Source organism: Aeromonas sp. JL9 (assembly GCF_024436075.1).
GTDB lineage: Bacteria > Pseudomonadota > Gammaproteobacteria > Enterobacterales > Aeromonadaceae > Aeromonas > Aeromonas veronii.
Map to the genome: position 1 here is coordinate 1 of NZ_JANFNV010000032.1, position 25,390 is coordinate 25,390.

Sequence of the window (25,390 nt, forward strand, 5' to 3'; positions counted from 1 at the left end):
TCCCATGCCGAACTCAGAAGTGAAACGCGGTAGCGCCGATGGTAGTGTGGCATTCGCCATGCGAGAGTAGGACACTGCCAGGCACCCAATTTCAAGATTACGCCCAGCGTGGTCTTTACCGGTTAGTGTGCTGATATGGCTCAGTCGGTAGAGCGCATCCTTGGTAAGGATGAGGTCCCCAGTTCGATTCTGGGTATCAGCACCATTAAATAGAAAGCCTCCCTGAAAAGGGAGGCTTTTTTGCATCTGTCAGATTTCTTATATCCCCTTACATTCCCTATTCCCGCCCCCCTGCTTGCAGCTGACACTGTTTATCTGCTGATTCGAGTCCCAATGTGTTACTCATTCGACTGTTATTGATGGTTTTATCCAGATATTTAACCATGATTGATTGACGCGAAACGTTTTACATGTAAAATCCGGCGCGTTTTGCCTATTACGTGGAGAGAGAGCATGGCGCAGGATAACGAATACTGTTTGGGGGCGGTACCCGCCAAAGGGCGCAAAGGTGTGCTGTCGTTGATGCTGGTGATGCTCGGCCTGACCTTCTTCTCAGCCAGCATGTGGACCGGGGGTGCGCTAGGTACCGGTCTGGTGTTTGACGACTTCATCAAGGCGGTACTGATTGGCAACCTGTTGCTGGGGATCTATACCGCCTGTCTCGGTTATATCGGTGCTTCAACCGGTCTCTCTACCCATCTGCTTGCGCGATACTCCTTCGGCGTCAAAGGTTCCTGGCTGCCATCCCTGCTGCTGGGCGGTACTCAGGTCGGCTGGTTTGGCGTGGGCGTGGCGATGTTTGCCCTGCCGGTGCAGAAGGCGACCGGCATAGATGTGAACTGGCTGATCGCCATTTCGGGCATTTTGATGACGGTGACCGTCTACTTCGGGATCTCTGCTCTGATGGTGCTGAGCTTTGTGGCCGTACCGGCCATTGCACTGCTTGGTGGCTACTCGGTCTGGCTGGCGGTGACCTCGACCGGTGGCATGGCTGCACTGCAGCAGGTACAACCAAGCAATCCCATCGAGTTCACCACGGCGTTGACCATGGTGGTCGGTTCCTTTATCAGTGCAGGAACCCTGACCGCTGACTTTGTTCGGTTTGGTCGCAAACCCTGGGGCGCCGTCATGATTACCATGGTGGCGTTTTTTTTGGGCAACACGCTAATGTTCGTCTTCGGTGCAGCTGGTGCGGCGGTAACGGGGCAGGCCGATATCTCGGAAGTGATGCTGATGCAGGGGCTGTTGATCCCCGCCATTCTGGTGCTGGGCCTCAATATCTGGACCACCAACGACAACGCTCTCTACGCCTCCGGCCTCGGTTTTGCCAATATTACCGGTCTCAAGAGCAAGCCGCTCAGCGTGATCAACGGCCTAGTCGGTACCGCCTGTGCCCTCTGGCTCTACAACAACTTTGTCGGCTGGCTGGCCTTTTTGAGTACGGCAATTCCGCCGATCGGTGGCATTATCATCATGGATTTCCTGCTCAATCGTGAGCGTTACCGTCAGTTTGCCGATCAGCAGTTCGAGACGGTGCGCTGGCAGGCGCTGGTTGCCACGGCAGTCGGGGTGGCTGTCGGCAAGTGGCTGCCGGGCATAGTGCCACTCAACGCGGTATTGGGCGCCGCCTTCACCTATTTCATTCTGGTTCGCCTCACCCAGCGGCCGGTTCTGGTACAGGAAGCTAGCAAATGCTGATTCAACATATTCGTTTGGCCGATCGGGAAGGGTTTTGGCAGATCCGTTGTCAGGATGGGGTCATCACCGCCATCGAACCCCATGACGAGCATGCCGTCGCCGGTCGGGTGCTGGACGGGGAGGGCGGTCTGGCGATTTCCCCCTTTATCGAACCCCACATTCACCTCGATACCACCCAGACGGCCGGTGAGCCGAGCTGGAACCTCTCCGGCACCCTGTTCGAGGGGATCGAGCGCTGGGCCGAGCGCAAGGCGCTGTTGACCCATGAGGATGTGAAGCTGCGCGCCATCCAGACACTGAAGTGGCAGATCGCCAACGGCATCCAGTTTGTCCGTACTCACGTCGATGTCTCCGATCCCAATCTGGTCGCGCTCAAGGCGATGCTGGAGGTGCGGGAGGAGATGAAGGAGTGGGTGGAGCTGCAAATTGTTGCCTTCCCGCAGGAGGGGATCCTCTCCTACCCGAATGGCAAGGCACTGCTGGAGGAGGCGCTCAAGCTGGGGGCCGATGTGATCGGTGCTATTCCCCATTTCGAGTTCACCCGGGAATATGGGGTCGAAAGTCTGCACTACATCTTCGATCTTGCCGAGAAGTATCAGGTTCTGGTCGATGTGCACTGCGACGAGATCGATGACGAGCAGTCCCGTTTCATCGAGACGCTGGCGACCCTGGCCTACGAGCGGGGTATCGGTCATAGAGTCACCGCCAGCCACACCACCGCCATGCACTCCTACAACGGCGCTTATGCTTCCCGCCTGTTCCGGCTGCTGAAGATGGCGGACATCAACTTTGTGGCCAATCCGCTGGTGAACATTCACCTGCAGGGGCGGTTCGATACCTATCCCAAACGCCGCGGCATTACCCGGGTGAAGGAGATGCTGGAGGCGAACATCAACGTCTGCTTCGGTCACGACGACGTGTTCGATCCCTGGTACCCCATGGGCACCGCCAACATGTTGCAGGTGCTGCACATGGGGCTGCATGTCTGCCAGATCATGGGCTACGAGCAGATCAACGACGGTCTGAAGCTGATCAGCAGCCACAGCGCCCGCACCCTGAACGTGCAGGATCGTTATGGCATAGAGGTGGGCAAACCGGCCAACCTGTTGATCCTGCCTGCCGACAACGGCTTCGATGCGGTGCGCCGTCAGGTGCCGGTGCGTTACTCGATCCGCCACGGCAAGGTGATTGCCCAGACCCGCCCGGCCCAGACCGAAATCGTGCTGGGTCAGCCAGAGCCCATCGATTTTCGCCGCTGAGATTTCAATCAGGCTGGATGTCGATTAGTTCCGCCTCTGGGCACAAGGGCCGCCATTGCGACATAATGGCGGCCTGACCCTGAGGGAGTGACACCATGCAAACCTGGTTCTATGTTGCTGCAGGGGGCGCCATCGGCGCCTGCCTTCGTTTTGGGATTGCCGAACTGATGGCTTTGCTGCTTGGGCGCCACTTTCCTTACGGGACTCTGGTGGTCAACGTGGTGGGCTCTTTCATCATGGGGGTGGCATTCGCCCTCATCAGTCATGGTCATGTGGTAGAACACCCGATGAAGCCGCTGCTGATGGTGGGGATCCTCGGTGCCCTGACTACTTTCTCTTCCTTTGCCCTCGATACGGTGGTGCTGGCTCAACATGGGGCTTATCTGAAAGCGCTGCTCAATATCGGTCTCAATCTCTTCCTCTGTCTGGCCATGGTTGTGCTGGGCATGCAGTTGGTTGCGAGCCGGGTTTAAGGTGTCCGGACGCCAGTGGCTCTGGTAAACTGGCGGCCATTCTTTGCTCTATGGGTGTTTAAGGGATGTCAGAACAAGCAACGACAACGCATTTTGGCTTTAAAACCGTGGCCGCGACCGAGAAGGAAACTCTGGTAGCAGGTGTCTTCCATTCGGTGGCAGCCAAGTATGATCTGATGAACGATCTGATGTCGTTCGGCATCCACCGCCTGTGGAAGCGCTTCACCATCGACTGTTCCGGTGTGCGCAAGGGCCAGAAGGTGCTGGATCTGGCCGGTGGTACCGGTGACTTGACCGCCAAGTTTTCCCGCATCGTCGGCGAGACCGGTCAGGTGGTGCTGGCGGATATCAACGACTCCATGCTGAAAGTGGGCCGCGACAAGCTGCGCAATTTGGGGGTCGCCAACAACGTCTCCTACGTGCAGGCCAATGCCGAGGCGCTCCCCTTCCCGGATAACCACTTCGATGTCATTACCATCGGCTTCGGTCTGCGCAACGTCACCGACAAGGACAAGGCGCTCGCCTCCATGTTCCGGGTGCTCAAGCCGGGTGGCCGTCTGCTGGTGCTGGAGTTCTCCAAGCCGGTCAGCGAAGTGATCGCCAAGCTCTATGACCTCTACTCCTTCAAACTGCTGCCAAAAATGGGCGAAATCGTCGCGAACGACAGTGAAAGCTACAAATATCTGGCAGAGTCCATCCGCATGCACCCGGATCAGCAGACCTTGGCAGGCATGATGGAAAATGTCGGGTTCGAGCAGGTGGAGTTCTTCAATCTGACTCAGGGTGTGGTCGCCCTGCACCGCGGTTACAAGTTTTAAGGTTGCCTATGCCGATGGATGCCATGGTCACCGCGGTGATCGAAACCAGCCTCAACCAGTTGCTGGCGCTGGACAAACAGAGCCCGGAGCGGCTGCGCAAACTGGTGGGCAAGGTGCTCAAGCTGGAGCTGCGTGAACTCAAGCCCCTCTGGTTCGTCTTCTCCGAGCGTCGGCTGGATGTGCTGGCCCAGCATGAAGGGGAGGCCGATGCGGTGCTCAGCCTCTCCCTGACCGCCCTCGGTCTGCTGAAAGACCCGTCCGCCCTGACCCGCTATATCCGCGAGGAGAAGCTGGATCTGAGCGGTGATCCCCAGCTGGTACAGGCATTCAGCGTGCTGCTGGGTGAGCTGGATATCGACTGGGAAGAGGAGCTGTCGCGCTATACCGGCGATGTGCTGGCTCACACCCTGTTCAGTGGTGCCCGTCAGGCGCGTCGTCTGGTCGGCCGCGAGCTGTGCCGCACCCGCAGCCAGCTGGCGGAATATCTGACCGAAGAGGCCCGCCTCGCCCCCGGCCCGCTGGAAGTGGCGAGTTTCAACGATGACGTCGAGGTGCTGGCCCAGCAGCTCAAGGCCGTCGAACTGCGGCTGGCCCGCTTCGAACAGCAGGTGACCTGATGACCCCGAAGGAGTTCAAACGCCTCTATCGCATCATCACCATCCTGCTGGAGCAGGGCATCGACGAACTGGTGCCCGCCCGCTATCAACCCTGGCCGGGTCGTCTGGCCCGTCGCTCCCTGTTCTGGCTCAAGAACAAACAACCGGATCTCAGCCGCGGTGCCCGCATCCGCCTCGCCTTCGAGGCTCTTGGCCCCATCTTCATCAAGTTTGGCCAGATGCTCTCGACCCGCCGCGACCTGCTGCCGCCGGATATCGCCGAAGAGCTGGCCCTGCTGCAGGACAGAGTGCCCCCCTTCTGTGGTCAGGCGGCGCGCCAGCAGATCGAGCTGAGCCTGGGTTGTCCCATCGAAACCCTGTTTGACGACTTCGACGAGACGCCGCTGGCGTCGGCCTCCATCGCGCAGGTGCATACCGCCCGCCTGAAGGAGAGTGGCCGCGAGATCGTCATCAAGGTGATCCGTCCCGACATCGAACCTGTCATCGAGGCCGACCTGCGGTTGATGCAGGCGCTGGCACGTCTGGTGGCCCGCTTCGTGCCCCAGAGCGCGCGACTACGTCCCATTGAGGTGGTGGAGGAGTATCGCAAGACCATCCTCGACGAGCTCAATCTGATGCGCGAAGCGGCCAACGCCATCCAGCTACGCCGCAATTTCACCGGCTCCGAAGCGCTCTATGTGCCTGAAATCATAACCGACCTCTGCCGCGAGCAGGTGCTGGTGATGGAGCGGATCTACGGTATTCCTGTCTCCGATATACCGGCGCTGGAAGCCAACGGCACCAACATGAAGCTGCTGGCCGAGCGCGGGGTAGAGGTCTTCTTCACCCAGGTGTTCCGCGACAGCTTCTTCCACGCCGATATGCACCCGGGCAACATCTTCGTCTCTTACGAACATCCGGAAAACCCGCTCTGGATCGGCATCGACTGCGGCATCGTCGGTACCCTCAATCGGGAAGACAAACGCTATCTGGCGGAGAACTTCCTCGCCTTCTTCAACCGAGACTATCGTCGGGTGGCGGAGCTGCATGTGGAGTCGGGCTGGGTACCGGCAGACACCAAGGTGGACGAGTTCGAGTTCGCCATTCGCACCGTGCTGGAGCCCATCTTCGAGAAGCCGCTCTCCGAAATTTCGTTCGGTCACGTGCTGCTCAACCTGTTCAACACCGCGCGTCGCTTCCATATGACGGTGCAGCCGCAGCTGGTGCTGCTGCAAAAGACCCTGCTCTATGTGGAAGGGTTGGGGCGTCAGCTCTACCCGCAGCTCGATTTGTGGCAGACCGCCAAGCCGTTCCTCGAGAACTGGATGCACGAACAGGTGGGGCCCAAGTCGGTATTGAACGCCATCAAGGAGAAGGCGCCATTCTGGGCGGAGAAGCTGCCGGAGCTGCCGGAGCTGGTCTATGAGACCCTGCGTCAGACCCGTCATCAGCAGCGTCATTTCGACCAGATGTTTGCCGAGTTCCGCCGTCACAGCCGTCGGCAGGGGCAGGCCCGCTACCTCTTAGGGGTTGGAGCCAGCCTGCTATTGTCGGGTGTATTCTTGCTGACCCAAAAACAACACATTGAGTGGGGACAAGCCAGTCTCGCCGGTGCAGCCCTCTGCTGGCTGGTCGGCTGGTTGCGAATCCGTTCCCATTAATCAACAACCGCGCCGTCAGGCGCCTGTTCTGGAGAGAAAATCATGGGTGGTATCAGTATTTGGCAATTGTTGATCATCGCAGTCATCGTCGTGCTGCTGTTCGGTACCAAGAAACTGCGCGGCATTGGCGGTGATCTGGGCGCGGCGGTCAAAGGGTTCAAGAAAGCCCTCTCCGACGAGCCGGCTGATGCCAAGGCCGAGCAGAAAGATGCCGAGTTTCCCCCGAAACAGCTGAACGAAGCGGCCACTCAGAGCAGTGAGACCGCCAAACAGAAAGACAAAGACCAGGCCTAAGCCATGTTCGATATCGGTTTTTGGGAGCTGGTCGTTATCGGTGTGGTAGCACTGGTGGTACTGGGGCCCGAGCGGCTGCCGGTTGCCATCCGCACGGCTACCCACTGGATCCGCCTCATTCGTTCGACCGCGAACTCGGTCAAGTCCGAGCTGGAGCAGGAGCTCAAGTTGCAAGAGCTGCATAACGACCTCAAGAAGGCCGAACAGTTGCAGATGAGCAACCTGAGCCCCGAGCTGCAGGAGTCCATCGAACAGCTCAAAGCGGCGGCCCAGTCGGTCAATCGCCCTTATCAGGTGGAGAACGAGATCCGTCCGCCGCGCCCCGAGCTGGTCGCCCAGGCTGAGCCTGCCACGCCGGTGGAGCCTGCGGTGCAACTGAGCCACGACGTGCCGCCGGTTAACAGCCTGCGGGAGAGCGAGCCGGTGCCGGTCAGCGACTCCGCAGTAAAAGGGGAGGTGAAGCCATGAGTCAGGCCGAACAACCCCTGATCAGCCATCTGGTTGAGCTGAGAACCCGCTTGCTGCGCTCCATTACCGCCATCCTCGTGGTGTTTCTGGCGCTGATCTACTTCTCCAACAACATCTACGACTTCGTGGCCCAGCCGCTGCTCAGCCAGCTGCCGGAAGGGACCAGCATGATCGCGACGGATGTGGCGACCCCCTTCCTGACGCCGATCAAGCTGACCCTGGTGGTCTCCTTCTTCGTGGCGATCCCCTATCTGCTCTATCAGGCCTGGGCCTTTATCGCCCCCGGTCTGTACCAGCATGAGCGGCGCCTGATCATGCCGTTGGTGGTCTCCAGTGCCCTGCTGTTCTATGCAGGGATGGCGTTTGCCTACTACGTGGTGTTCCCGCTGGTGTTCGGTTTCTTCACCAGCACCGCACCCGCAGGGGTGACGGTGGCGACCGACATCGCCAGCTATCTGGACTTCGTACTGACCCTGTTCTTCGCGTTCGGGGTGGCGTTCGAAATTCCGGTGGCCACCATACTGCTCTGCTGGACCGGCGTGACCACACCGCAAAATCTGAAGGAGAAACGTCCCTACGTTGTTGTCGGGGTGTTTGTGGTCGGCATGCTGCTGACGCCGCCTGATGTCTTCTCCCAGACCCTGCTCGCCATCCCGATGTGGGCGCTGTGGGAGATAGGTCTGTTCTTCGCCCGCTTCTACGTGAAGAAAGAGGATGAAGAGCAACAGGAACAACCGGATGTGGAGAGCTGAGGCTCTGTTCGTCACCTGTTTGCCGGACGGCGAGAGGATGACGAAGTCCGTAGGAATGGCAGAACGAGGGGAGCTGAGGCTCCCTTCCTCTTTTCATGCTCCCGTTCGAGGCGTATGGTAAGACCCCATTCGGTAGATGGTTTTCAAATACCTGATATGTATTCCTTTTGTTCGGAACGTCTCATCCCATGATCGATATCGGTTTAAACCTGACCAGCAGCCAGTTCGTCGGTGAACAGCCTGAGCTGGTGGCCCGTGCCCGCGCCGCCGGAGTGGAAGCGCTGATCCTCACCGGTACCGATCTGGCTGGCAGCCGCGAGAGCGCCGGGTTGGCCGCCCGCTGGCCGGGCTACTGCTTCTCCACCGCCGGGGTACACCCTCACGATGCCAAGAGTGTCGATGAGGCGACCCTGCCCGCCTTGCGCGAGCTGGCAGCCTTGCCGCAGGTGGTAGCTATCGGCGAGTGCGGCCTCGACTACAATCGCGACTTCTCACCTCGTCCGGTGCAGGACACTGTGTTCGACGCCCAGCTGGCACTGGCCGCCGAGCTTGGGATGCCGGTGTTTCTCCACTGCCGCGATGCCCACGCCCGTTTTATCGAGATCCTCCGTCCCTGGTTGCCGAAGCTGCCGGGAGCCGTGCTGCACTGCTTCACCGGTTCCGACGAGGAGCTGGACGAGTGTCTGGCGCTGGGTCTGCATATCGGGGTGACCGGCTGGCTCTGTGACGAGCGCCGCGGTCAGCTGCTGCGCGAACAGGTGGCCCGCATTCCGGCCGGTCGGCTGATGATCGAGACCGACGCCCCTTATCTGGTGCCGCGAGATCTGAAACCGCGCCCGAAACGCAACGAACCTGCTTTTTTGCCGCACATCGCCCAGGTGGTGGCGGCCTGTCGTGGTGAAGCGCCCGAGGCCTTGCTGGCCCATACCCGGGCCACCTCCGCCGCGTTCTTCCAACTTCCTCTCCAGGAGTGATTCATGGCTACAACTCTTCCGGGCGCCTTTCCGGGCCGCCGCCTGCGCCGTCTGCGCAAACATGATTTCAGCCGTCGTCTGGTGCGCGAGAACGTACTGACCGTCAACGATCTCATCTATCCGGTGTTCGTGCTGGAGGGGGAGAACCGTCGGGAAGCCGTTCCCTCCATGCCGGGGGTAGAGCGTCTCTCCATCGATTTGCTGCTGGAGGAAGCCGCCGAGCTGGTGGAGCTGGGCGTGCCCGCTATCGCCCTGTTCCCGGTCACTCCGCTGGAGAGCAAGAGCCTGATGGCGGAGGAGGCCTACAACCCGAACGGACTGGCCCAGCGCACCGTGCGTGCCCTCAAGGCCCGCTTCCCGGAGCTCGGGGTGATCACCGACGTGGCGCTCGATCCGTTCACCACCCACGGGCAGGACGGCATTATCGATGACGAAGGCTATGTGCTGAACGACATCACCACCGAGATCCTGATCAAGCAGGCGCTCTCCCACGCCGAGGCCGGAGTCGATATAGTCGCGCCGTCCGACATGATGGATGGCCGCATCGGCGCCATCCGCGCCGCGCTGGAAGAGAACGGCTTCATCAACACCCAGATCATGGCCTACTCCGCCAAGTACGCCTCCTGCTACTACGGCCCGTTCCGCGATGCGGTTGGCTCTGCCGGCAACCTCGGCAAGAGCAACAAGGCAACCTATCAGATGGACCCGGCCAACAGCAACGAAGCGTTGCATGAAGTGGCGCTGGATATTCAGGAAGGGGCCGACAGTGTGATGGTCAAGCCGGGCATGCCCTATCTGGACGTGGTTCGTCAGGTGAAGGATCAGTTCGGCGTGCCGACTTTCGCCTATCAGGTCAGCGGCGAGTACGCCATGCACATGGCGGCGATCCAGAACGGCTGGCTGAAAGAGAAGGAGACCATCATGGAGTCCCTGCTCTGCTTCAAGCGGGCCGGGGCCGATGGCATCCTCACCTACTTCGCCAAGCGCGTGGCGCAGTGGTTGAAGGAAGATGCCCGTTAAGCCGGGTTGAAGAGATAAACGAGAGGGGGAGCCGATGGCTCCCCCTCTGTCGTTATGGCTCTCTTTTGGTCACGAGCGGCTGATTACAGCTTGGTCCAGGCATCGCTCCAGTGGCTGCCGGTACCCGGTGCATAGTGGCTGGCCACACCACCGCACCAGCCGCTGTAGGGCCAGGGTTTGCACTCGTAGTCGCCACCGGCATTGCTGACCCGTTCGCCACTCTGATAAGCGGTGCCCGCAACATAGACCGGGTAGCTGCCGTTACCACCGTCACTGCCGCCACCCGGTGCCTGTTCCACCAACGCCAGGGGGAAGCGGCGCTCGAAGCCCTGCTTGCTCCCCTCTGCCATGCCCGCCAGCAACAGCTCGTAACTACCTGCCGCAAGGCCTGACTGTGCCAGCTGCAGGGCCCCCTGACCATCGATCAGAGCGCTGCCGGTGGCGACCGGATTGCCATCCTGCAGCAGGGTAGCGGTGACGGTCACCGGGTTGGCGGTGGTCAGCGTCAGGTTGAGGTCGAGCGCGCCGTTGACGACGAGATATTCGGACGCCAGATCGGTAACGGTGAAGTCGCTGCTGCTACCAGCAGTGGGCAGGATAAAATCACCACTGAGGTAGTTGACTTGAGTCCAGTTACCACTGAACGTCCAGTGGCGGCCATTGGTGTGATAGACGTTGACGAGCTGGGTACACTGGTTAGCCTCATTGACATAGCCAATCCCATACGCCGCAGTCTGATTGACATAACACAAGGGCCGCCCGTTTTGATGCAAAACCGGCTGATTCAAGCGTCCAGGCTGATGCAGTGACAGCCAGTCAAACCGATCTACCGCCGAGTTAAGCGGGGTAAAGCTGCCATCCGGCTGACGGTATTGCACAAACTCACCGGCCTCGCAGCGATAGCCTGCCCCAGCCGGTTCGACATAGCCATAATAGAACTCACCATCTGGTTGGGTGAAGCGACACACACTACGCTTTTCTTGTAGCTTTGGCTGTTGCTTCATTAACAACCGCTCTTGATTACTAAGACCGCTCAGTTGCTGCGCCGTGAATTCAGTGCCATTTGCCACCCAACCCTGCGGCATGGTGGAGAACTGCATGAAGTAGTGGTCGGTGTAGTACATGTGGCTGTCAGCACGGTGCTTGCGAGCCCCCTGGTTGACCGAGTTGTAGCGATAGATGTCGTTTTCCAGCTTGTGGAAGCCGTTGAGATCATCGTCCAGATAGGGCAGGTCGCCCTTGCGGATATGGTAGTTGGCCATGCCTGTCATCAGAGGATGCCAGCCGTGGCTGCCACGGGCAAACGCACTCTCATGGCTGTAGGACTTTCCATCGAAGCCGTGGCCAAATTCATGGGCAATGACGCCCCAACTGCCGTAGTAGTGGCTGACAAAGTTAAAGGTATCGACCCCGGTGATGCTACCGCTCCCCAGTCCGCCGCCCATGGCGGTGATCCCCAGGTTGAGGTAGGGGCGTTTCAGCAGGCTGTGGTAGTAGTAGTCATAATCGGCCGCCGTAAAGATCCCGTTCGGCACATAGCTGTTACCTCCATTGCCGAACATCTCATAGCCGTTCACCGCCTTGAAGTTGTACCAGACGTGTTTGAACTCCTCGGTCGAGACCATGTAGGCCAGGTTGGTGGCGATGATCAGCCACTCGCGGGCGTAGAGGGCATTGATGGGGCGCCAGGAGCCGCTGGTATTGGTGGCGAAGCGCACGTTCCAGCTTGGCTTGAGGCGTGCCAGCTTCTGGGCGAACGGATCCGAGTTGGAGCTGAACCTGTGCTCGAACTGGGCAGGCAGATTGATGCTGTTGTCGAGCAGGTTGTTGAGATCAAACACGCCATCGCGGCTGGCGCTGTTGAAGCGTCCCTGCTCGCCAAAGGCGCTCAGTGGCAGGGTGATTTGGGCATAAGCGGGCAGGCGATCGAGCTGGCCCAGGATCAGCCACTTGTTGATACCGTTCAGGCGTGACTCGATATTGATGTCATGCAGCTCTCTGGCGGCATAGTTGGTGATGCGCACCGTGTCGTTATCAAGCAGCTCGGTCTTGACCAGCGAATTGATGTTGACCGAACGCTGGGCGCGATCGATCAACACCTCGTAGGGTTCATCATTGCGCAGTATGTAGCTGACTGCGGCCGGCATCAGCTGATCGAAGAGCAGCGGGCGAGCCGGCAACTGCTCGTCGGCCGTGAAGCTGATCTCCTTGCTCAGCAGCTGGTTGAAACCCAGGCCGCGCTCGTTGGCGGTGACAAGCGCCGAGCCCGCCAGCTGGAGATCTTTCAGCGCCGCCACGGGCTGCTGGTTGATCTCCCGGACAGTAAAAGTCGGGTTCTTGAACTGAAAGTCGTTGGCGATCAGGGTATCGGCATCATGCCACTCGATGCGGTCCTTGAAGTTCACCACCAGCCGATCGCTATCCATGTCGATTTTTTGCAGATTGCTGTCTGCGATTACCTGCTCAGGCGCCAGCGGGGTGTTGCTGGCGATGGCATCAGCCAGTTTGCGCAGGTCATAGATGTAGTAGTTTTTGCCGGCGGTGTGGGCCAGGAGATAGTCACCCACCTGATGGAGTTGCACCAGACGGTGGCTGTATTTTCCTTCAAAGGCGAGCCGACCGGCGATGGGGGTCTTGAAGCTGTTCTCCGGCGTCACATCCTGCTGGCGGTAGACCTTGATCTCGCTCAGCGCATCGGCCACCAGCACGTAATCCTGATTGGCAAAGACGGCCTGGGCGCGGTGCAGGCTGTTGCTGCCGGAATCCCGACCGGTTCCCAGGGTGGTGACATGGCGATGTTCATCGGCCAGATCGAAGATATCGACCCGGTGCGAGTAGCGCGAGACCACGTAGAGCAGGTTGTTGCGGACAAACAGTTCGCTGACCTGATTGTAGGCCGTGGCACTGCCGGTTTCGGTACCGCGGATCTCGCCAATCTGCTGGCGGCTCGGGATATCGATAATGGCCACATGGCCCGGATTGCCGTTCTGGCTGACATAGAGCCGATCCTGATAGCGCTCGACCGCCGTAATCAGGCTGGCGTCCAGCCCCAGCTGGTCGGCCGTCAGCTCCTCGCCTTTGTCCAGATATTGCAGCGAGGTGGCAAACGAGTTGACGCTGCAGGAGCTGGTCTCCATCACCACCCGGGTGCGTTCGCCATTCTGGATCTGGCCGTGGGGGAAGTACTCCAGCAGACAGCCGTTGCCGTAGTCATAGTTGCCAAAGCGTTTGTTGACCGCTACGACCCCACCGTCGTACCAGGTCAGCTCCCACTCCTCATCGAAGAAATCAAAGACGTTACGAATGGCTGTTTCGTCGAAAAAGTGGGGTTTGGGCAGATCGAACAGGATGTGGTTATCCGCCGTCAGCGGGTAGAGCAGGCCGTTGATGGCAAGGTGGCGCTTGCCATCCTTGATGATCACGTTCTGCTCGTCAGCCGCACTCTGATGCAGCGCGGCGAGGCGTGCCGTCATCTGCTCGTAGTGCTCCTGATAGGTTTGTTTGAAATAGGCTTGTTCGCGCTCATCGGCCACGACATGGGCCGACAGCAGCAGACCGAGCAGGGTGGCAAGCTTGGTGGTTCTTGGCATGGTGATTTCCTTATCTTGGTTGTTGTTGGACGTTTTTTGGTGGTTGGCAAGCATGTAAAAGAGAGGGGCTAACCCGTCCGGGTCAGAGCATCCTGCCCATCGGCGGTGTGGCCGACGGGCAGGATATGGGCGGGGGCCTGTCGGCCCCCGTTAGTGGTTGGGGCAAGGTCAGAGCTTGATCCAGGCATCGCTCCAGGCAGAGCCGGTACCCGGCGCATAGTGGCTGGTCGAGCCTCCACACCAGCCGCTGTATGGCCAGGGTTTGCACTCGTAGTTGCCACCGGCATTGCTGACCCGATCACCGGACTGATAGCCGGTGTTGGGGGCGTAGGCCGGGTAGTCACCTTCGCCACCCCCGCTGTTCTCTTCGGTCAGCGCAACCGGGAAGCGCTGTACCACCGGCTGCTGGCCGTCAGCCAGACCTGTGATCACCACTTCGTAGCTGCCATCGGTGACGTTGCTGCCCTGCAGTACCAGGGTGCTGGTGCCGTTCACCTGGCTGCTGGTGGTACCGTGGCTGTGGCCGCTCTGCTCCAGAGTCGCGGTGATCTGTACCGGGTTGGCGGTGGTCAGGTTGAAGCGGATGCTGACCTGACCGTTGACGATGGTGTACTCGCTCGCCATGGCGCTGACGGTGAAGTCGCTGCTGCCTTCGGCGGGTGGCGTTGTGCCGCCGCAGTCGCTGTCGCCCTGTACGCGCCAGACGCCCCAGTCACCCGTGGTGCCCGGCTCTTCGTTCTGGGTCCACCAGCCTGCCAGCCAGTTCTTGCCGTTGTGGCTGACGATGTCGCCGCCCACGTAGACCTTCTTGGCATCCCAGCTGTTTTCACAGACGGCGCCTTGCTCCCTGACGGTCACGTTGCGCTGCTGGGTTACCTGCTGACCGGCGCTGTCGCTCACCTGATAGGTGAGGGTGTAGCGGCCGACCTTGCTGCTGTCGACGTTGCCGCTGACCTTGATTTGGGTGGTCAGGTCGCCATCTTCTTCATCATGGGCGCTGACGCCGGTCATCGGATCGAAAGCGGTACCCAGTTCCAGCGTGGTGTCGGTGACCCCACTGAATACCGGCTTCATGCTGTAGACCTCGATGGTGCGTACCTGCTCGGTGACGTTGTTGTCGCGATCGCTCACCTTGTAGGTGAGGGGGTATAGGCCGATGCGCTGGCTGTCTACCGAGCCTTCTACCTGGATCTGGCCAGTCAGGTCGCCATCTTCCTTGTCGTTGGCGCTGACACCGGCCAGCGGATCAAAGGCGGTGCCCTGCTTGATGCGGGCATCGCTCAGGCCACTGAACACCGGCTTGCCGTTGTCGTCCGGGGGAGTGATCTCCTGATCGTGGATGAAGGGGCCGTAGCTCTTGATGAAGGATTCGTTGTAGGACTGACCGGCGGCGTTGCGGCCCATGTCCCAGTTGATGGACCAGGTCATCACGCCGCGCAGTGGTTGCCCCTCGCTCTTCAGGCGGTTGAAGGCGTTGTAGAGCTTCTGCGGATCCTGCACATAGCCGGTGGCGGCGGCGTCAATGTTGGTCGGAATGCCGAACACCAGCTTGTCATGGGGGATCTTGTAGAAGCCGCGGGTACCGTTGCTCAGCGAATCCGCCATGTAGTAGATGAACTCTTCTTTCAGGGCATCGTTGTTCTGGGCAATCCAGCCGATGCCATCGATGTAGATACCGTCGCCACCCTGGTTGTAGAACTGGGGGTTGATCCAGTCGTAGTAGCCTTCCAGATTGCGGATATAGGGGATGTAGGCGCCAGTCTGGGTCAGATAGGGGAACTCCGGCGCCATGGTGATGAGGAAGTTTTTCCCCTGGACGCGGTAGTGATCCTTGACCAGACGCAGGGCTGCCGGGATCACGGTCTGGTTGTCGGCGGCAGTGATGGCGGCCTGTTCCAGATCGATATCCAGCCCGTCGAAGCCATAGGTCTCCACCAGACGGATGATCTCGTCGGCAAAGGCCTGCTCCTGACCCTTGCGCAGCTCGATGTGTGCATCGGCACCGCCCAGCGCCAGCAGCACGGCACGGCCCTGACGGTTCAGCTCGGCGATCTGCTCGATAAACTGGCTTTCGCTCATGCCGATAGCCGGGTCGAGTTTGAAGGTGGGGATGGGATCGCTGCCATAGACCTTCATGAAGGAGACATCGACCACGTTGTATTGCGGGTTGACCTGATCGAGCTTGACGCAGGGGGCGATACCGCCCTTGTAGCCCGAGCCGTCACACCAGTTGTGCCAATAGCCGACCACCACGCCGGACTGGGGGTTGACCATCGCCTGACCGGCACTGGCGGCATATGCAATGGGGGTGCCCATGCCGAGCAGACAGCCCAGCAGGGATAACTTCAATTTGTTCATCTTGATATCTCCATACAGTACAAACGGAGCGTACAGCTATGGCCGAACGCTCCCGGGGGCAGCCCCGCTGTCATAGGTGTTTTCCCTTAGACCGGTGGCTTTGCGTCGCGCCCTTTCGGGTCGCTTTGCCTTTTTCACCCGATTTCTGTGCAGCACAGAGAATCAAGTGACCTGAGTAACAGGCAGCTTATGATATGCACTTAAAAACAAATTAATCAACGTATGTGCATGATTTGTTTTGGTTATTAATTTGTTGATTAGTTATTTTCCCAGCATGGAAAGGGCCAGAGATACACTGCTGTGACCTACTCCTGTGTTGAGCGGATTTGGTCTGCAGCCTGGTGATTCGAGAGTTGAAAAAGCTGCAAAAAGAGCAAAAAAGTACCCATTATTCATGCTGTTGCCGTCCAGTATCTGGCAGAGAGGTGTTTGAGTTCACAAAGAGGGGAAAACAGTGCCGATAGGTGGATTCCCGCTTGATTATTGCGTGGCTTGGCCACATGTTAGAAAGCCATACAGAGCTGCTAAAGCGGTCTGTTCAAGACCAAACAAGAGGTAACCGGGATGAATAACCCTTTGCTGACAATGGATTCGCTGCCCCCTTTCAGCCAGATCAAGCCGGAGCAGGTTCAGCCTGCCGTGATTCAGGCGATTGCTGACTGCAAGCAGAAGATCAGCGATGTGCTGGCCCAGCGTGACCCCCATACCTGGGATAGCCTGATTGCCCCGCTGGAAGAGGTAAATGACCGCCTGTCACGGATCTGGTCACCGGTCAGCCACCTCAACTCCGTACTCAACAGCGAAGCGCTGCGCGAGGCCCATGACGCCTGCCTGCCGCTGCTCTCCGAATTCCAGACCTATGTCGGTCAGCATGAAGGGCTCTATCAGGCCTATCTGGCCCTCTCCCAGAGCGATGATTTCCCGCTGCTGAGCGGCGCCCAGCGCAAGGAGATCCAGAATACCCTGCGTGACTTCCGCCTCTCCGGTATCGGTCTGCCTGCCGAGGCGCAGCAGCGTTACGGCGAAATTCAGGCCCGCCTCTCCGAGCTGGCCTCCCGTTTCAGCAACAACGTGCTGGATGCGACCCAGGGCTGGCACAAGCTGGTGGCCGATGAAGCCGAACTGGCCGGTTTGCCCGACAGCGTGCGTGCCGCTGCCCGTCAGATGGCCGAGCTAAAGGGCAAAGAGGGGTGGCTGTTCACCCTGGATATCCCCTCTTATCTGCCGGTGATGATGTATGCCGACAACCGCGAATTGCGGGCCGAGATGTACGAAGCCTTCACCACCCGCGCCTCCGATCAGGGCCCCAATGCGGGCAAGTGGGACAACTCCGCTATCATGAGCGAGCTGCTCACCCTGCGCCGCGAACTGGCCCAGCTGCTGGGCTTTGCCAACTATGCCGAGCTCTCCCTGGCCACCAAGATGGCGGACAAGACCGAACAGGTGGTGAGCTTCCTCACCGATCTGGCGGCCAAATCCCTGCCGCAAGGCAAGGCCGAGCTGGAGGAGATCCGCGCCTTCGCCGCCGAGCAGCATGGTCAGAGCGAGCTGGCCGCCTGGGATCTCGCCTACTACGCCGAGAAGCTCAAGCAGCACAAATTCTCCATCTCCGATGAGCAGCTGCGCCCCTACTTCCCCGCCAGCAAGGTGGTGAAGGGGTTGTTCGAGGTGGTCAAGCGGGTGTTCGGCATGAAGGTGCGCGAGCGCCTCGGCATCGACACCTGGCACCCGGACGTGCGCTTCTACGACATCTTCGATGCCGACGACGAGCTGCGCGGCAGCTTCTACCTAGACCTCTACGCCCGTGAGCACAAGCAGGGTGGGGCCTGGATGGATGTCTGTCTGGGTCGTCGCTACCGTCAGGATGGCTCGCTGCAAAAACCGGTGGCCTACCTGACCTGCAACTTCAACGGCCCGGTGGATGGCAAACCGGCGCTGTTCACCCACAACGAAGTGGTCACCCTGTTCCATGAGTTTGGTCACGGCATCCACCACATGCTGACCCGCATCGATGTGGCCGGTGTCGCCGGTATCAACGGCGTGGCCTGGGATGCGGTAGAGCTGCCGAGCCAGTTCCTCGAGAACTGGTGCTGGGAGTCCGAGGCGCTGGCCTTTATCTCCGGCCACTACGAGACCGGCGAGCCGTTGCCTGCCGATCTGCTGGAGAAGATGCTGACCGCCCGCAACTTCCAGGCGGCGATGCAGATGCTGCGCCAGCTGGAGTTCGCCCTGTTCGACTTCCGCCTGCATCAGGAGTTTGATCCGGCCAATCCGGCGCAGCTTCCGGCGCTGCTGGATGAGGTGCGCAGTCAGGTAGCTGTGATGACGCCACCGGCGTTCAACCGCTTCCAGCACAGCTTCTCCCACATCTTCGCGGGCGGCTATGCGGCGGGCTACTACAGCTACAAGTGGGCCGAAGTGCTCTCTGCCGATGCCTTCTCCCGCTTCGAGGAGGAGGGGATCTTCAACCCGGCGACCGGCCAATCCTTCCTGAAGAATATTCTGGAGAAGGGGGGCTCGAAGGAGCCGATGGAGCTGTTCCGAGCCTTCCGCGGTCGTGAGCCCAAGGTGGATGCGCTGTTGCGACATAGCGGGATCGCTGCCTGAGATTCCTGACCCGCCGCCTGTGTGAGCTTCAAGCAGGTACACTGTTTTGCGGCATAGTGGGATCGAGTCGTGATTTCTGCGACAAAAAGGGACCTTTTGGTCCCTTTTTTCAAGGCTTTTTAATATCTTGCTGATTGCATATTTGCACTGCTCACAGCTCTTCAGTAGAGTCGTGTTCTAACCTTCAAGGAGAGAAAGCCACTTGCCATGAGGCGAGCACTCGATTCCGTCTATCAAATCATCTCAAGTCTGGCTCATTCGAGCGGCCAGGGATATTTCGATACCTTTGTGAGTGAAATCGCCGCTGCTGTGATGGCTGATGTCGTCCTGATCGCCAGTAGGGAATCAAATGCTACCCACCTGACGGTTCAGGCTGCCCATCCCTCCTCTCTTGACCCCGATACCCTGACACTGCCAATCACTGACTCTCCCGATGCCGTTACCTGGCAGGAGGGGGAAGCCTGGTTCAGCGATCGTCTGTTGCAGCTGTTCCCCGCGATGCCGCTTGCCGATGCGTGGCAAGCCCAGGCCTACGCCGGGATCGCCCTCAAGGATGCGGATGGCGAGACCATAGGTATCTGCTGCCTGCTCTATCGTCAGCCGCAGGCCAATATGACCAAGGTGATGGGGCTGCTCCGGTTGCTGGGGCCGCTGGCCGGTCGCGAACTGGCGCTGATGCTGCAACGCCAGCTGCCGCAACTCTTGCCTGATACCCCCCATGTGCTGCAGAGCATGCTGTTTCAGGCCCCGGTGGGGATCGGCAAGCTCGATCTCACCGGCAGAATTCTCTGGGCCAACCCGGCCATCGAGAAGATGCTGGGCTATCCCCTCGACGAGCTGCTTCATCGCTCCATCTCCGACATCAATCACCCGGAGGATTGGCAGCGCAGCCTTGAGTGCTACGAAGAGATCCGGCGCGGCGAGCGCAGCAGTTTCACCCAGGAGAAGCGCTACTTCTGCAAGGGGGGCGAGATCCTGTGGGGGCGGGTGACTGTCACCCTGATCCGCGACGAGCAGCAGCAGCCGGACTACCTGATGGTGCTGCTGGAGAATATCGATCCCCTCAAGCGTCATGCGGAGCAGCTCAAGCTCTCCCACCGGGTCTACGACAACCTCTCCGAAGCGATTCTGGTGTGCGATGCCGACAGCCGCATCATCTCGGTCAACCCGGCCTTCGAGCAGATCACCGGCTACAGCAGCGACGAGGTGCGGGGCCAGCGTCCCAGCATGCTCAAGTCCGGGCTGCACGATCAGACCTTCTATGCCGACATGTACCATGCGCTGGAGCGGGTGGGGGTGTGGCGTGGCGAAGTGTGGAACAAGCGCAAGAACGGCAAGCTCTATCCGCAGCAGCTGATGATCAGCACCCTGCGCGAAGCTGGCAAAATTCAGCAATATATCGCCATTTTCAGCGATCTTTCTCAGACAAAAGTGGCTGAGCAGAAGATTGCGACCCAGGCCAACTACGACAACCTCACCAGCCTGCCCAACCGCTGGTTGTTTGGCCGCTGCCTCACCCGCTTCTGCGAGCGGGGCGAGCGCTTCGCGCTCATGGTGCTCGACCTCAACAACTTCAAGGCGGTCAACAACAGCATGGATCACCATGCTGGCGATGCCCTGCTGCGGGAGGTGTCGGATCGGCTGGTGAGCCGGGTGCGCACCGAAGATCTGGTGGCCCGCATCGGTGGCGATGAGTTCGCGTTTCTGGTGCCCGGCATCGTCACCCGCCGTCAGGCCGAGGTGTTTGCCAAGCAGGTGATCGGCAGTTTCGCCCGCCCCTTTATGCTGGCCAACCAGCATCTCTATGTGACCGCGACCATCGGCATGACTCTCTGTCCGGTCGATGGCAGCGAGAGCGACGAGCTGCTGCGCAATGCCGAACAGGCGCTGTTTGCGGCCAAGCGACAGGGACGGTTGCTCGGTGCCTACTGCTCATCCATGCGGGAAGAGGTGCGCCAGCGCCACCAGATGCAGCAGGATTTGGCCGAAGCGATCAAGCTGGAGCAGCTGACCATGGCCTATCAGCCCATCTGGGACAATCGCAGCGGACGGGTCGCCAAGCTGGAGGCGCTGGTGCGCTGGTATCACCCCCACTGGGGGCAGGTCTCCCCTGCCGAGTTCATTCCGCTGGCGGAAGAGGCAGGTCTGATTCAGGGGTTGGGTGCGCTGGTATTGTGGCAGTCGTGCCGGGATCTGGCGCGGTTGCAGCAGTCCGGTTTCCCGGATCTGCAGATGTCGATCAACCGCTCCACCATGGAGTTCCAGACCATTGACCCCGAGGCGAGCGAGTGGCTCAAGGTGATCCAGCACTTCGGGCTCGATCCTGCCGACATCGTCATCGAAATCACCGAATCTCTGCTGATGGAGAGCAGCGATCAGCACAGGGTGCGGATCGATGCCCTGCGCGAGGCAGGTTGCAAGCTGGCCATCGACGATTTCGGTACCGGCTACTCGGCCCTCAACTATCTGCGCACTTTCCCGGTCGATCTGGTCAAGATCGACCGCTCCTTCGTGCGCCATATCCCCTTCAACGAGCAGGATAGGATGCTGCTCGACGGCATCATCAACATAGTGCACAACCTCGGCATGCAGGTGGTGATCGAGGGGGTTGAGACCCGCGAGCAGCTCAACTTCCTCTGCCAGAAAGGGTGCGCCTTCACCCAGGGTTATCTGCTTAGCCGCCCGCTGGCCTATGACGATCTCATTGATTACCTCGCTCTCAACCGTCAGGGGATGAACCTCACTGTCGTGAGCTGATCCACCGCTTCTGTTATCATGGCCGCTTCTGTACGTGCCATGAGTCTGTCTCCTATGCCCCATATTCAGGTTTTCAGTGAAGTCCCCGCCCGTGATGGCGAGCTCGACGCCCTGCGTTTACGCCTTGCCGACGTGGAGTTTCCGGCTCCGTTTGCGCTGGTACTGACTGAAGAGAGACTGGAACTGCGCAAGCTGGACGAGCCCAAGCTGGGTGCCGTCTATGTGGACTTCGTGGAAGGGGCGGTGGCACATCGCCGCAAGTTTGGCGGCGGTCGCGGCCAGTCCATCGCCAAGGCGGTGGGGCTCAAGGCCGGTGCCACACCGACCGTGGTGGATGCCACAGCCGGGCTGGGGCGCGATGCCTTCGTACTCGCCTCTCTCGGTTGCAAGGTGACCCTGATCGAACGCAGCCCTGTGGTGGCCGCCCTGTTGCAGGACGGGCTGGCGCGGGCGGCACAGAATCCCGAGATTGGCCCCTGGGTCAGCGAGCGAATGCACCTGCTGCAAGGCCCGGCGGTGGACAACCTGCTGGCGCTGCCGGAGCGGCCCGAGGTGATCTACCTCGACCCCATGTTCCCCCACAAGCAGAAGTCGGCGCTGGTAAAAAAAGAGATGCGGGTGTTCCAGTCGCTGGTAGGGCCGGATCTCGATGCGGATGCCTTGTTGCCTGCCGCGCTCAAGATGGCTGATAAGCGGGTGGTGGTGAAGCGGCCGGATTACGCCGGCTGGCTCAACGAGCATAAACCCAGCATGGCCATCGAGACCAAGAGCAACCGCTTCGATGTTTATGTGATGGCGGCGCTGGCAGCGGGTTAACAGCCGGTGTGAGCCGCAGATGCAAAAAGGAGGGCCAACGTCATGTTGGCCCTCCTTTTTCGTATTGGATTCAGTTGGTTGGCGCGAAGCGGATCAGCTTCTCTTCCCCTTGCCAGTTCAGGCGCAGGGTCGCCAGTTCTGCCAGGCTGAGCCGCTCGCCACTGTGCAGCAGCAGATACTCGACCCCTTCGCTGGCTTCGATGGTGCGGATCTTGTCATCCCGCTGGCGACCATCGCGGCTGGTGAGGGTCACCGGCAGTTGCCAGCTGGCAGCAATTTCGAGCCAGTCGTAGAGATCGCAGCTGATGGGTTGATAATCCGGCATGATTGGCTCCAAAACAGGCAGGTTGCTGAGTCAGGCTTCCTGTACGCGGGTCGGCCAGCCCATCTTCTGCTGGCGTTCCACTTCAAAGCGCAGCTCGCTGGCGCGCAGGTAGTGTTCATCCATCCAGCCCTTGGGCAGGGTCAGGGTCAGTGACTCCTCTTCTGCCTGCAGGGTGAAGCTGGGCACAGTTCCCTGGGTGCGGCGCATGCAGAGGATCAGCGCGATGCGCAGGATACGGGCCAGCCGGATCGCCTGACGACCGGTGACGGCACCCTGTTTCTCCAGTGGTTCCAGCTTGAATTCGTCCCGCTGGTTGAACAGCAGGGCCGACAACAGCTTCTTTTGCGCAGGGGTAAAGCCCGGCATATCGATGTTGTCGATGATGTAGGCGGCGTGTTGCGGCGCCTTCTTGTACTCGATACAGAGGCCGATCTCGTGCAGCAGGGCGGCATAACGCAAGATCGGGCGACCGTAGCGTTTGGAGAGTCGCCAAGCCGGTTGCAGCTGGTTGAACGCCTCGACGGCGGTATCGCGCACCCGTTCGGCGTGCTCTTTATCCAGCTGATAGCGGCTGATCAGGCTGTCGGCGGTACGATCCCGGGCATCACAGTCGTGATTGTTGCCCAGCAGACCGTAGATCAGTCCTTCACGCAGGGCGCCACCCGCGAGGGTCATGCTCTCTATATCGAGGGTTTCGAAGATGGCGATCAGGATGGCGAGGCCGGAGGGGAACACGGTCAGCCGCTCGGCCGCCAGCCCTTCCAGTTGCAGCCGGTCGAGCTTGCCGCAGGCGATGGCCTGACCCATCAGCTCCTGCAGTTTCGGCAGGGTGACCCGTTCGCTCTTCCCTTGCGCCAGCATGATCTCTTGCAGCGCCTGCACCGTGCCGGAGGCGCCTACACAGGTACGCCAGCCAAGGGCACGGTAATCATCCGCCACCTTCTCCAGCACCGCCTTGGCGGCAGCAATCGCCTGTTCGAAACGGGCTTCGGAGAGCTCGCCATCACCGAAGTGATTGTTGAGCCAGGTGACGCAGCCCATGTGCAGGCTGTTGAGCAGTTTTGCTTCGCTATGTTCGCCGATCACCAGTTCGGTGCTGGCACCGCCGATGTCGATCACCAGTCGATTGCCTTCCCCGGCAGAGGTCCAGGAGACCCCTTCATAGATGGTCTTGGCCTCTTCCTCGCCCGAGATGATCTCGATGCTGTGGTTAAGTACCCGTTCCGCTTCGCTGAGGAACTCATCGACGTTGGTAGCAAGGCGCAAGGTGGCGGTGCCCACCACCCGGATATTGTCGGCCGGGATGTCCTGCAACTGTTCGGAAAAGAGACGTAGACAGTCCCAGCCCCGCTCCATGGCGGCACGGCTGAGACGAAACTCCGGATCGAGCCCGGCTGCGAGGCGCACCTTGCGCTTGACCTTGGCGACGGTGCGCAGGGCACCGGCGACCTCGCGCACCACCAGCATATGAAAGCTGTTGGAGCCGAGGTCGATAGCGGCATAGAGAGGCGAGTTGTGCAACGGGCCTGTCCTTAGCTCTTGCGCGGCGGACGACGACGGTTGTTGCTGTTGCCACCGCCCTGACGATCCCGCATGTTGCGGTTCACCGGCTGACGGTTGCGGAACACCCGTTTCGGCGGGGTCACGTCATCCAGCAGTGCTTCGCGATCATATTTGCTGACCGGAATGGCGTGGTGGATGTACTCCTCGATGGCCGGCAGGTTGAAGGCATAGTCTTCACAGGCCAGGCTGATGGAGTGACCGCTCTTGCCGGCACGACCGGTACGACCGATCCGGTGTACATAGTCTTCGGCGTCGTCGGGCAGGTCATAGTTGAAGACGTGGGTCACGTCAGGGATGTGCAGACCACGGGCAGCCACGTCGGTGGCGACCAGAATATCGAGCGCACCCTTGGTGAAATCCTCGAGGATCTTCATCCGCTTCTTCTGCGGCACATCACCGGTCAGCAGACCGACGCGGTGGCCGTCGTTTTCCAGCCAGGCATGAACGTCTTCACAGACATGCTTGGTGTTGGCGAAGACGATCGCTTTCTCCGGCCACTCCTCTTCCATCAGGGAGAGCAGCAGCAACATCTTGTCTTCATTGGAGGGGTAGAACAGCTCCTCCTTGATCCGCACCCCGGTCATCTGCTCCGGCTCTACCTGCACATGTTCCGGGTGGTTCATGTGTTCGTAAGCCAGCTCCTGCACGCGCAGGGAGAGGGTGGCGGAGAACAGCATGCTCAGACGCTCGGTCGCGGGCGGCATGCGGCGGAACAGGAAGCGGATGTCCTTGATGAAGCCCAGATCGAACATGCGATCCGCTTCGTCCAGTACCACGACCTGAATGTTGCTCAGATCGATCACCTTGGACTTGAAGTAGTCGATGATGCGGCCGGTGGTGCCGATCAGGATGTCGACGCCCTGCTCCAGCACGGCCAGCTGCTTGTCGTAACCTTCGCCACCGTAGGCGAGGCCGAGTTTCAGGCCGGTAGAAGCGGCGATGCTGTCGGCATCGTTATAGATCTGTACTGCCAGTTCCCGGGTGGGTGCCATGATGATGGCTCTGGGTTGGTTAACCAGACGGGGCTTGGTCAGCGGGTGAGTCAGCAAATAGTTGAATGTCGCGGCCAAGAAGGCAATGGTCTTGCCGGTTCCTGTCTGGGCCTGACCGGCGAGGTCATGACCTTCTACCAGCAGTGGCAGAGACAGTGCCTGGATGGGCGTGCAATAGTGAAATCCCTTTGATTCCAGACCAGCCAGAACTTCGGGTTCGAGGCCCATTTGGGCGAATTTGTCGGTCGTTAAGTGTGTTTTGCTCATGGCGGTAGGTTATCAGGTTAGGCTTGCAATAATAAACAGGATCATTTCAAATAGGGCAACTATTGCCTTTGTTGATATGTCAATAAAGCCTTAATTACTGAC

The 25,390-nt window shown here is 59.9% G+C and carries 19 protein-coding genes, 1 tRNA gene and 1 riboswitch; of the genes, 15 read left to right on the top strand and 5 right to left on the bottom strand.

Annotated elements, in window-relative coordinates; genetic code table 11:
* Window positions 1-129: 129 nt before the first annotated feature.
* The 12 genes from NOM06_RS17620 to hemB all read left to right on the top strand — a co-directional run bounded on the left by NOM06_RS17620 (window position 130) and on the right by hemB (window position 10,013).
* Window positions 130-205: transfer RNA gene (locus tag NOM06_RS17620), tRNA-Thr, on the top strand.
* 248 nt (window positions 206-453) lie between these two features.
* Window positions 454-1,698: a cytosine permease gene (gene codB, locus NOM06_RS17625; RefSeq protein WP_255912577.1), complete on the top strand. Its 1,245-nt coding sequence runs from the start codon at window positions 454-456 to the stop codon at window positions 1,696-1,698.
* Complete coding sequence (locus tag NOM06_RS17630) at window positions 1,692-2,957, top strand: cytosine deaminase (protein WP_255912578.1); 1,266 nt, start codon at window positions 1,692-1,694, stop codon at window positions 2,955-2,957. The genes codB and NOM06_RS17630 overlap by 7 nt, the downstream gene beginning before the upstream one ends.
* 95 nt (window positions 2,958-3,052) lie before the next feature.
* Window positions 3,053-3,430, top strand: a complete 378-nt coding sequence (gene crcB / locus NOM06_RS17635; RefSeq protein WP_005339378.1) for a fluoride efflux transporter CrcB — start codon at window positions 3,053-3,055, stop codon at window positions 3,428-3,430.
* 65 nt (window positions 3,431-3,495) lie between these two features.
* Complete coding sequence (gene ubiE, locus NOM06_RS17640; RefSeq protein ID WP_255912579.1) at window positions 3,496-4,248, top strand: bifunctional demethylmenaquinone methyltransferase/2-methoxy-6-polyprenyl-1,4-benzoquinol methylase UbiE; 753 nt, start codon at window positions 3,496-3,498, stop codon at window positions 4,246-4,248.
* 8 nt (window positions 4,249-4,256) lie between these two features.
* Entirely contained in the window at window positions 4,257-4,865 is a 609-nt protein-coding gene (locus NOM06_RS17645; protein ID WP_005339380.1) for an SCP2 domain-containing protein, read from the top strand.
* Window positions 4,865-6,505 (top strand): ubiquinone biosynthesis regulatory protein kinase UbiB, encoded by a 1,641-nt coding sequence (ubiB, locus tag NOM06_RS17650; protein ID WP_255912580.1) that lies wholly within the window; start codon window positions 4,865-4,867, stop codon window positions 6,503-6,505. Before NOM06_RS17645 ends, ubiB begins: the two co-directional genes overlap by 1 nt.
* 42 nt (window positions 6,506-6,547) lie before the next feature.
* A complete protein-coding gene (gene tatA, locus NOM06_RS17655) occupies window positions 6,548-6,799 on the top strand; it encodes a Sec-independent protein translocase subunit TatA (protein ID WP_005339385.1) in 252 nt (83 codons plus the stop codon).
* Window positions 6,800-6,802: 3 nt separating this feature from the next.
* Complete coding sequence (gene tatB / locus NOM06_RS17660) at window positions 6,803-7,267, top strand: Sec-independent protein translocase protein TatB (protein WP_255912581.1); 465 nt, start codon at window positions 6,803-6,805, stop codon at window positions 7,265-7,267.
* On the top strand, window positions 7,264-8,019 hold the full coding sequence (gene tatC / locus NOM06_RS17665; RefSeq protein ID WP_005342401.1) for a twin-arginine translocase subunit TatC: 756 nt from the start codon (window positions 7,264-7,266) through the stop codon (window positions 8,017-8,019). Before tatB ends, tatC begins: the two co-directional genes overlap by 4 nt.
* 188 nt (window positions 8,020-8,207) lie before the next feature.
* Window positions 8,208-8,993: a TatD family hydrolase gene (locus NOM06_RS17670; protein WP_255912582.1), complete on the top strand. Its 786-nt coding sequence runs from the start codon at window positions 8,208-8,210 to the stop codon at window positions 8,991-8,993.
* 3 nt (window positions 8,994-8,996) lie between these two features.
* Window positions 8,997-10,013 (top strand): porphobilinogen synthase, encoded by a 1,017-nt coding sequence (gene hemB / locus NOM06_RS17675; protein ID WP_005357271.1) that lies wholly within the window; start codon window positions 8,997-8,999, stop codon window positions 10,011-10,013.
* Window positions 10,014-10,096: 83 nt separating this feature from the next.
* Here the strand turns inward: hemB and NOM06_RS17680 are convergent, their stop codons facing one another.
* Together NOM06_RS17680 and NOM06_RS20900 are read right to left on the bottom strand one after the other, a co-directional pair.
* On the bottom strand, window positions 10,097-13,603 hold the full coding sequence (locus NOM06_RS17680) for a hypothetical protein (protein WP_255912602.1): 3,507 nt from the start codon (window positions 13,601-13,603) through the stop codon (window positions 10,097-10,099).
* Window positions 13,604-13,771: 168 nt separating this feature from the next.
* Window positions 13,772-15,961, bottom strand: a complete 2,190-nt coding sequence (locus NOM06_RS20900) for an immunoglobulin-like domain-containing protein (RefSeq protein ID WP_305120814.1) — start codon at window positions 15,959-15,961, stop codon at window positions 13,772-13,774.
* A gap of 54 nt (window positions 15,962-16,015) precedes the next feature.
* Window positions 16,016-16,101: riboswitch (cyclic di-GMP riboswitch) on the bottom strand.
* 424 nt (window positions 16,102-16,525) lie between these two features.
* Here NOM06_RS20900 and prlC point away from each other — a divergent pair.
* The 3 genes from prlC (at window position 16,526) to NOM06_RS17705 (ending at window position 22,141) form a co-directional block, all read left to right on the top strand.
* Entirely contained in the window at window positions 16,526-18,568 is a 2,043-nt protein-coding gene (gene prlC, locus NOM06_RS17695; RefSeq protein WP_042054692.1) for an oligopeptidase A, read from the top strand.
* A 207-nt stretch (window positions 18,569-18,775) separates the two neighbouring features.
* A complete protein-coding gene (locus tag NOM06_RS17700; protein ID WP_042054691.1) occupies window positions 18,776-21,325 on the top strand; it encodes a bifunctional diguanylate cyclase/phosphodiesterase in 2,550 nt (849 codons plus the stop codon).
* A 54-nt stretch (window positions 21,326-21,379) separates the two neighbouring features.
* On the top strand, window positions 21,380-22,141 hold the full coding sequence (locus tag NOM06_RS17705) for a class I SAM-dependent methyltransferase (protein ID WP_305120816.1): 762 nt from the start codon (window positions 21,380-21,382) through the stop codon (window positions 22,139-22,141).
* 70 nt (window positions 22,142-22,211) lie between these two features.
* On the opposite strand, the gene NOM06_RS17710 is transcribed toward NOM06_RS17705, so the two are convergent.
* The 3 genes from NOM06_RS17710 to rhlB are packed head-to-tail and all read right to left on the bottom strand — an operon-like array spanning window position 22,212 to window position 25,288.
* Entirely contained in the window at window positions 22,212-22,466 is a 255-nt protein-coding gene (locus NOM06_RS17710) for a Rho-binding antiterminator (protein ID WP_108613501.1), read from the bottom strand.
* Between the two features lie 30 nt (window positions 22,467-22,496).
* Window positions 22,497-23,987: a guanosine-5'-triphosphate,3'-diphosphate diphosphatase gene (gene gppA, locus NOM06_RS17715; RefSeq protein WP_005342413.1), complete on the bottom strand. Its 1,491-nt coding sequence runs from the start codon at window positions 23,985-23,987 to the stop codon at window positions 22,497-22,499.
* Between the two features lie 11 nt (window positions 23,988-23,998).
* Entirely contained in the window at window positions 23,999-25,288 is a 1,290-nt protein-coding gene (gene rhlB, locus NOM06_RS17720; protein ID WP_005339414.1) for an ATP-dependent RNA helicase RhlB, read from the bottom strand.
* Window positions 25,289-25,390: the final 102 nt, after the last annotated feature.

Coding starts and splice junctions, on each gene's coding strand:
- codB (WP_255912577.1), top strand. CDS start 454: ATGGCGCAGGATAACGAATACTGTTTGGGGGCGGTACCCGCCAAAGGG.
- NOM06_RS17630 (WP_255912578.1), top strand. CDS start 1,692: ATGCTGATTCAACATATTCGTTTGGCCGATCGGGAAGGGTTTTGGCAG.
- crcB (WP_005339378.1), top strand. CDS start 3,053: ATGCAAACCTGGTTCTATGTTGCTGCAGGGGGCGCCATCGGCGCCTGC.
- ubiE (WP_255912579.1), top strand. CDS start 3,496: ATGTCAGAACAAGCAACGACAACGCATTTTGGCTTTAAAACCGTGGCC.
- NOM06_RS17645 (WP_005339380.1), top strand. CDS start 4,257: ATGCCGATGGATGCCATGGTCACCGCGGTGATCGAAACCAGCCTCAAC.
- ubiB (WP_255912580.1), top strand. CDS start 4,865: ATGACCCCGAAGGAGTTCAAACGCCTCTATCGCATCATCACCATCCTG.
- tatA (WP_005339385.1), top strand. CDS start 6,548: ATGGGTGGTATCAGTATTTGGCAATTGTTGATCATCGCAGTCATCGTC.
- tatB (WP_255912581.1), top strand. CDS start 6,803: ATGTTCGATATCGGTTTTTGGGAGCTGGTCGTTATCGGTGTGGTAGCA.
- tatC (WP_005342401.1), top strand. CDS start 7,264: ATGAGTCAGGCCGAACAACCCCTGATCAGCCATCTGGTTGAGCTGAGA.
- NOM06_RS17670 (WP_255912582.1), top strand. CDS start 8,208: ATGATCGATATCGGTTTAAACCTGACCAGCAGCCAGTTCGTCGGTGAA.
- hemB (WP_005357271.1), top strand. CDS start 8,997: ATGGCTACAACTCTTCCGGGCGCCTTTCCGGGCCGCCGCCTGCGCCGT.
- NOM06_RS17680 (WP_255912602.1), bottom strand. CDS start 13,603: ATGCCAAGAACCACCAAGCTTGCCACCCTGCTCGGTCTGCTGCTGTCG.
- NOM06_RS20900 (WP_305120814.1), bottom strand. CDS start 15,961: ATGAACAAATTGAAGTTATCCCTGCTGGGCTGTCTGCTCGGCATGGGC.
- prlC (WP_042054692.1), top strand. CDS start 16,526: ATGAATAACCCTTTGCTGACAATGGATTCGCTGCCCCCTTTCAGCCAG.
- NOM06_RS17700 (WP_042054691.1), top strand. CDS start 18,776: ATGAGGCGAGCACTCGATTCCGTCTATCAAATCATCTCAAGTCTGGCT.
- NOM06_RS17705 (WP_305120816.1), top strand. CDS start 21,380: ATGCCCCATATTCAGGTTTTCAGTGAAGTCCCCGCCCGTGATGGCGAG.
- NOM06_RS17710 (WP_108613501.1), bottom strand. CDS start 22,466: ATGCCGGATTATCAACCCATCAGCTGCGATCTCTACGACTGGCTCGAA.
- rhlB (WP_005339414.1), bottom strand. CDS start 25,288: ATGAGCAAAACACACTTAACGACCGACAAATTCGCCCAAATGGGCCTC.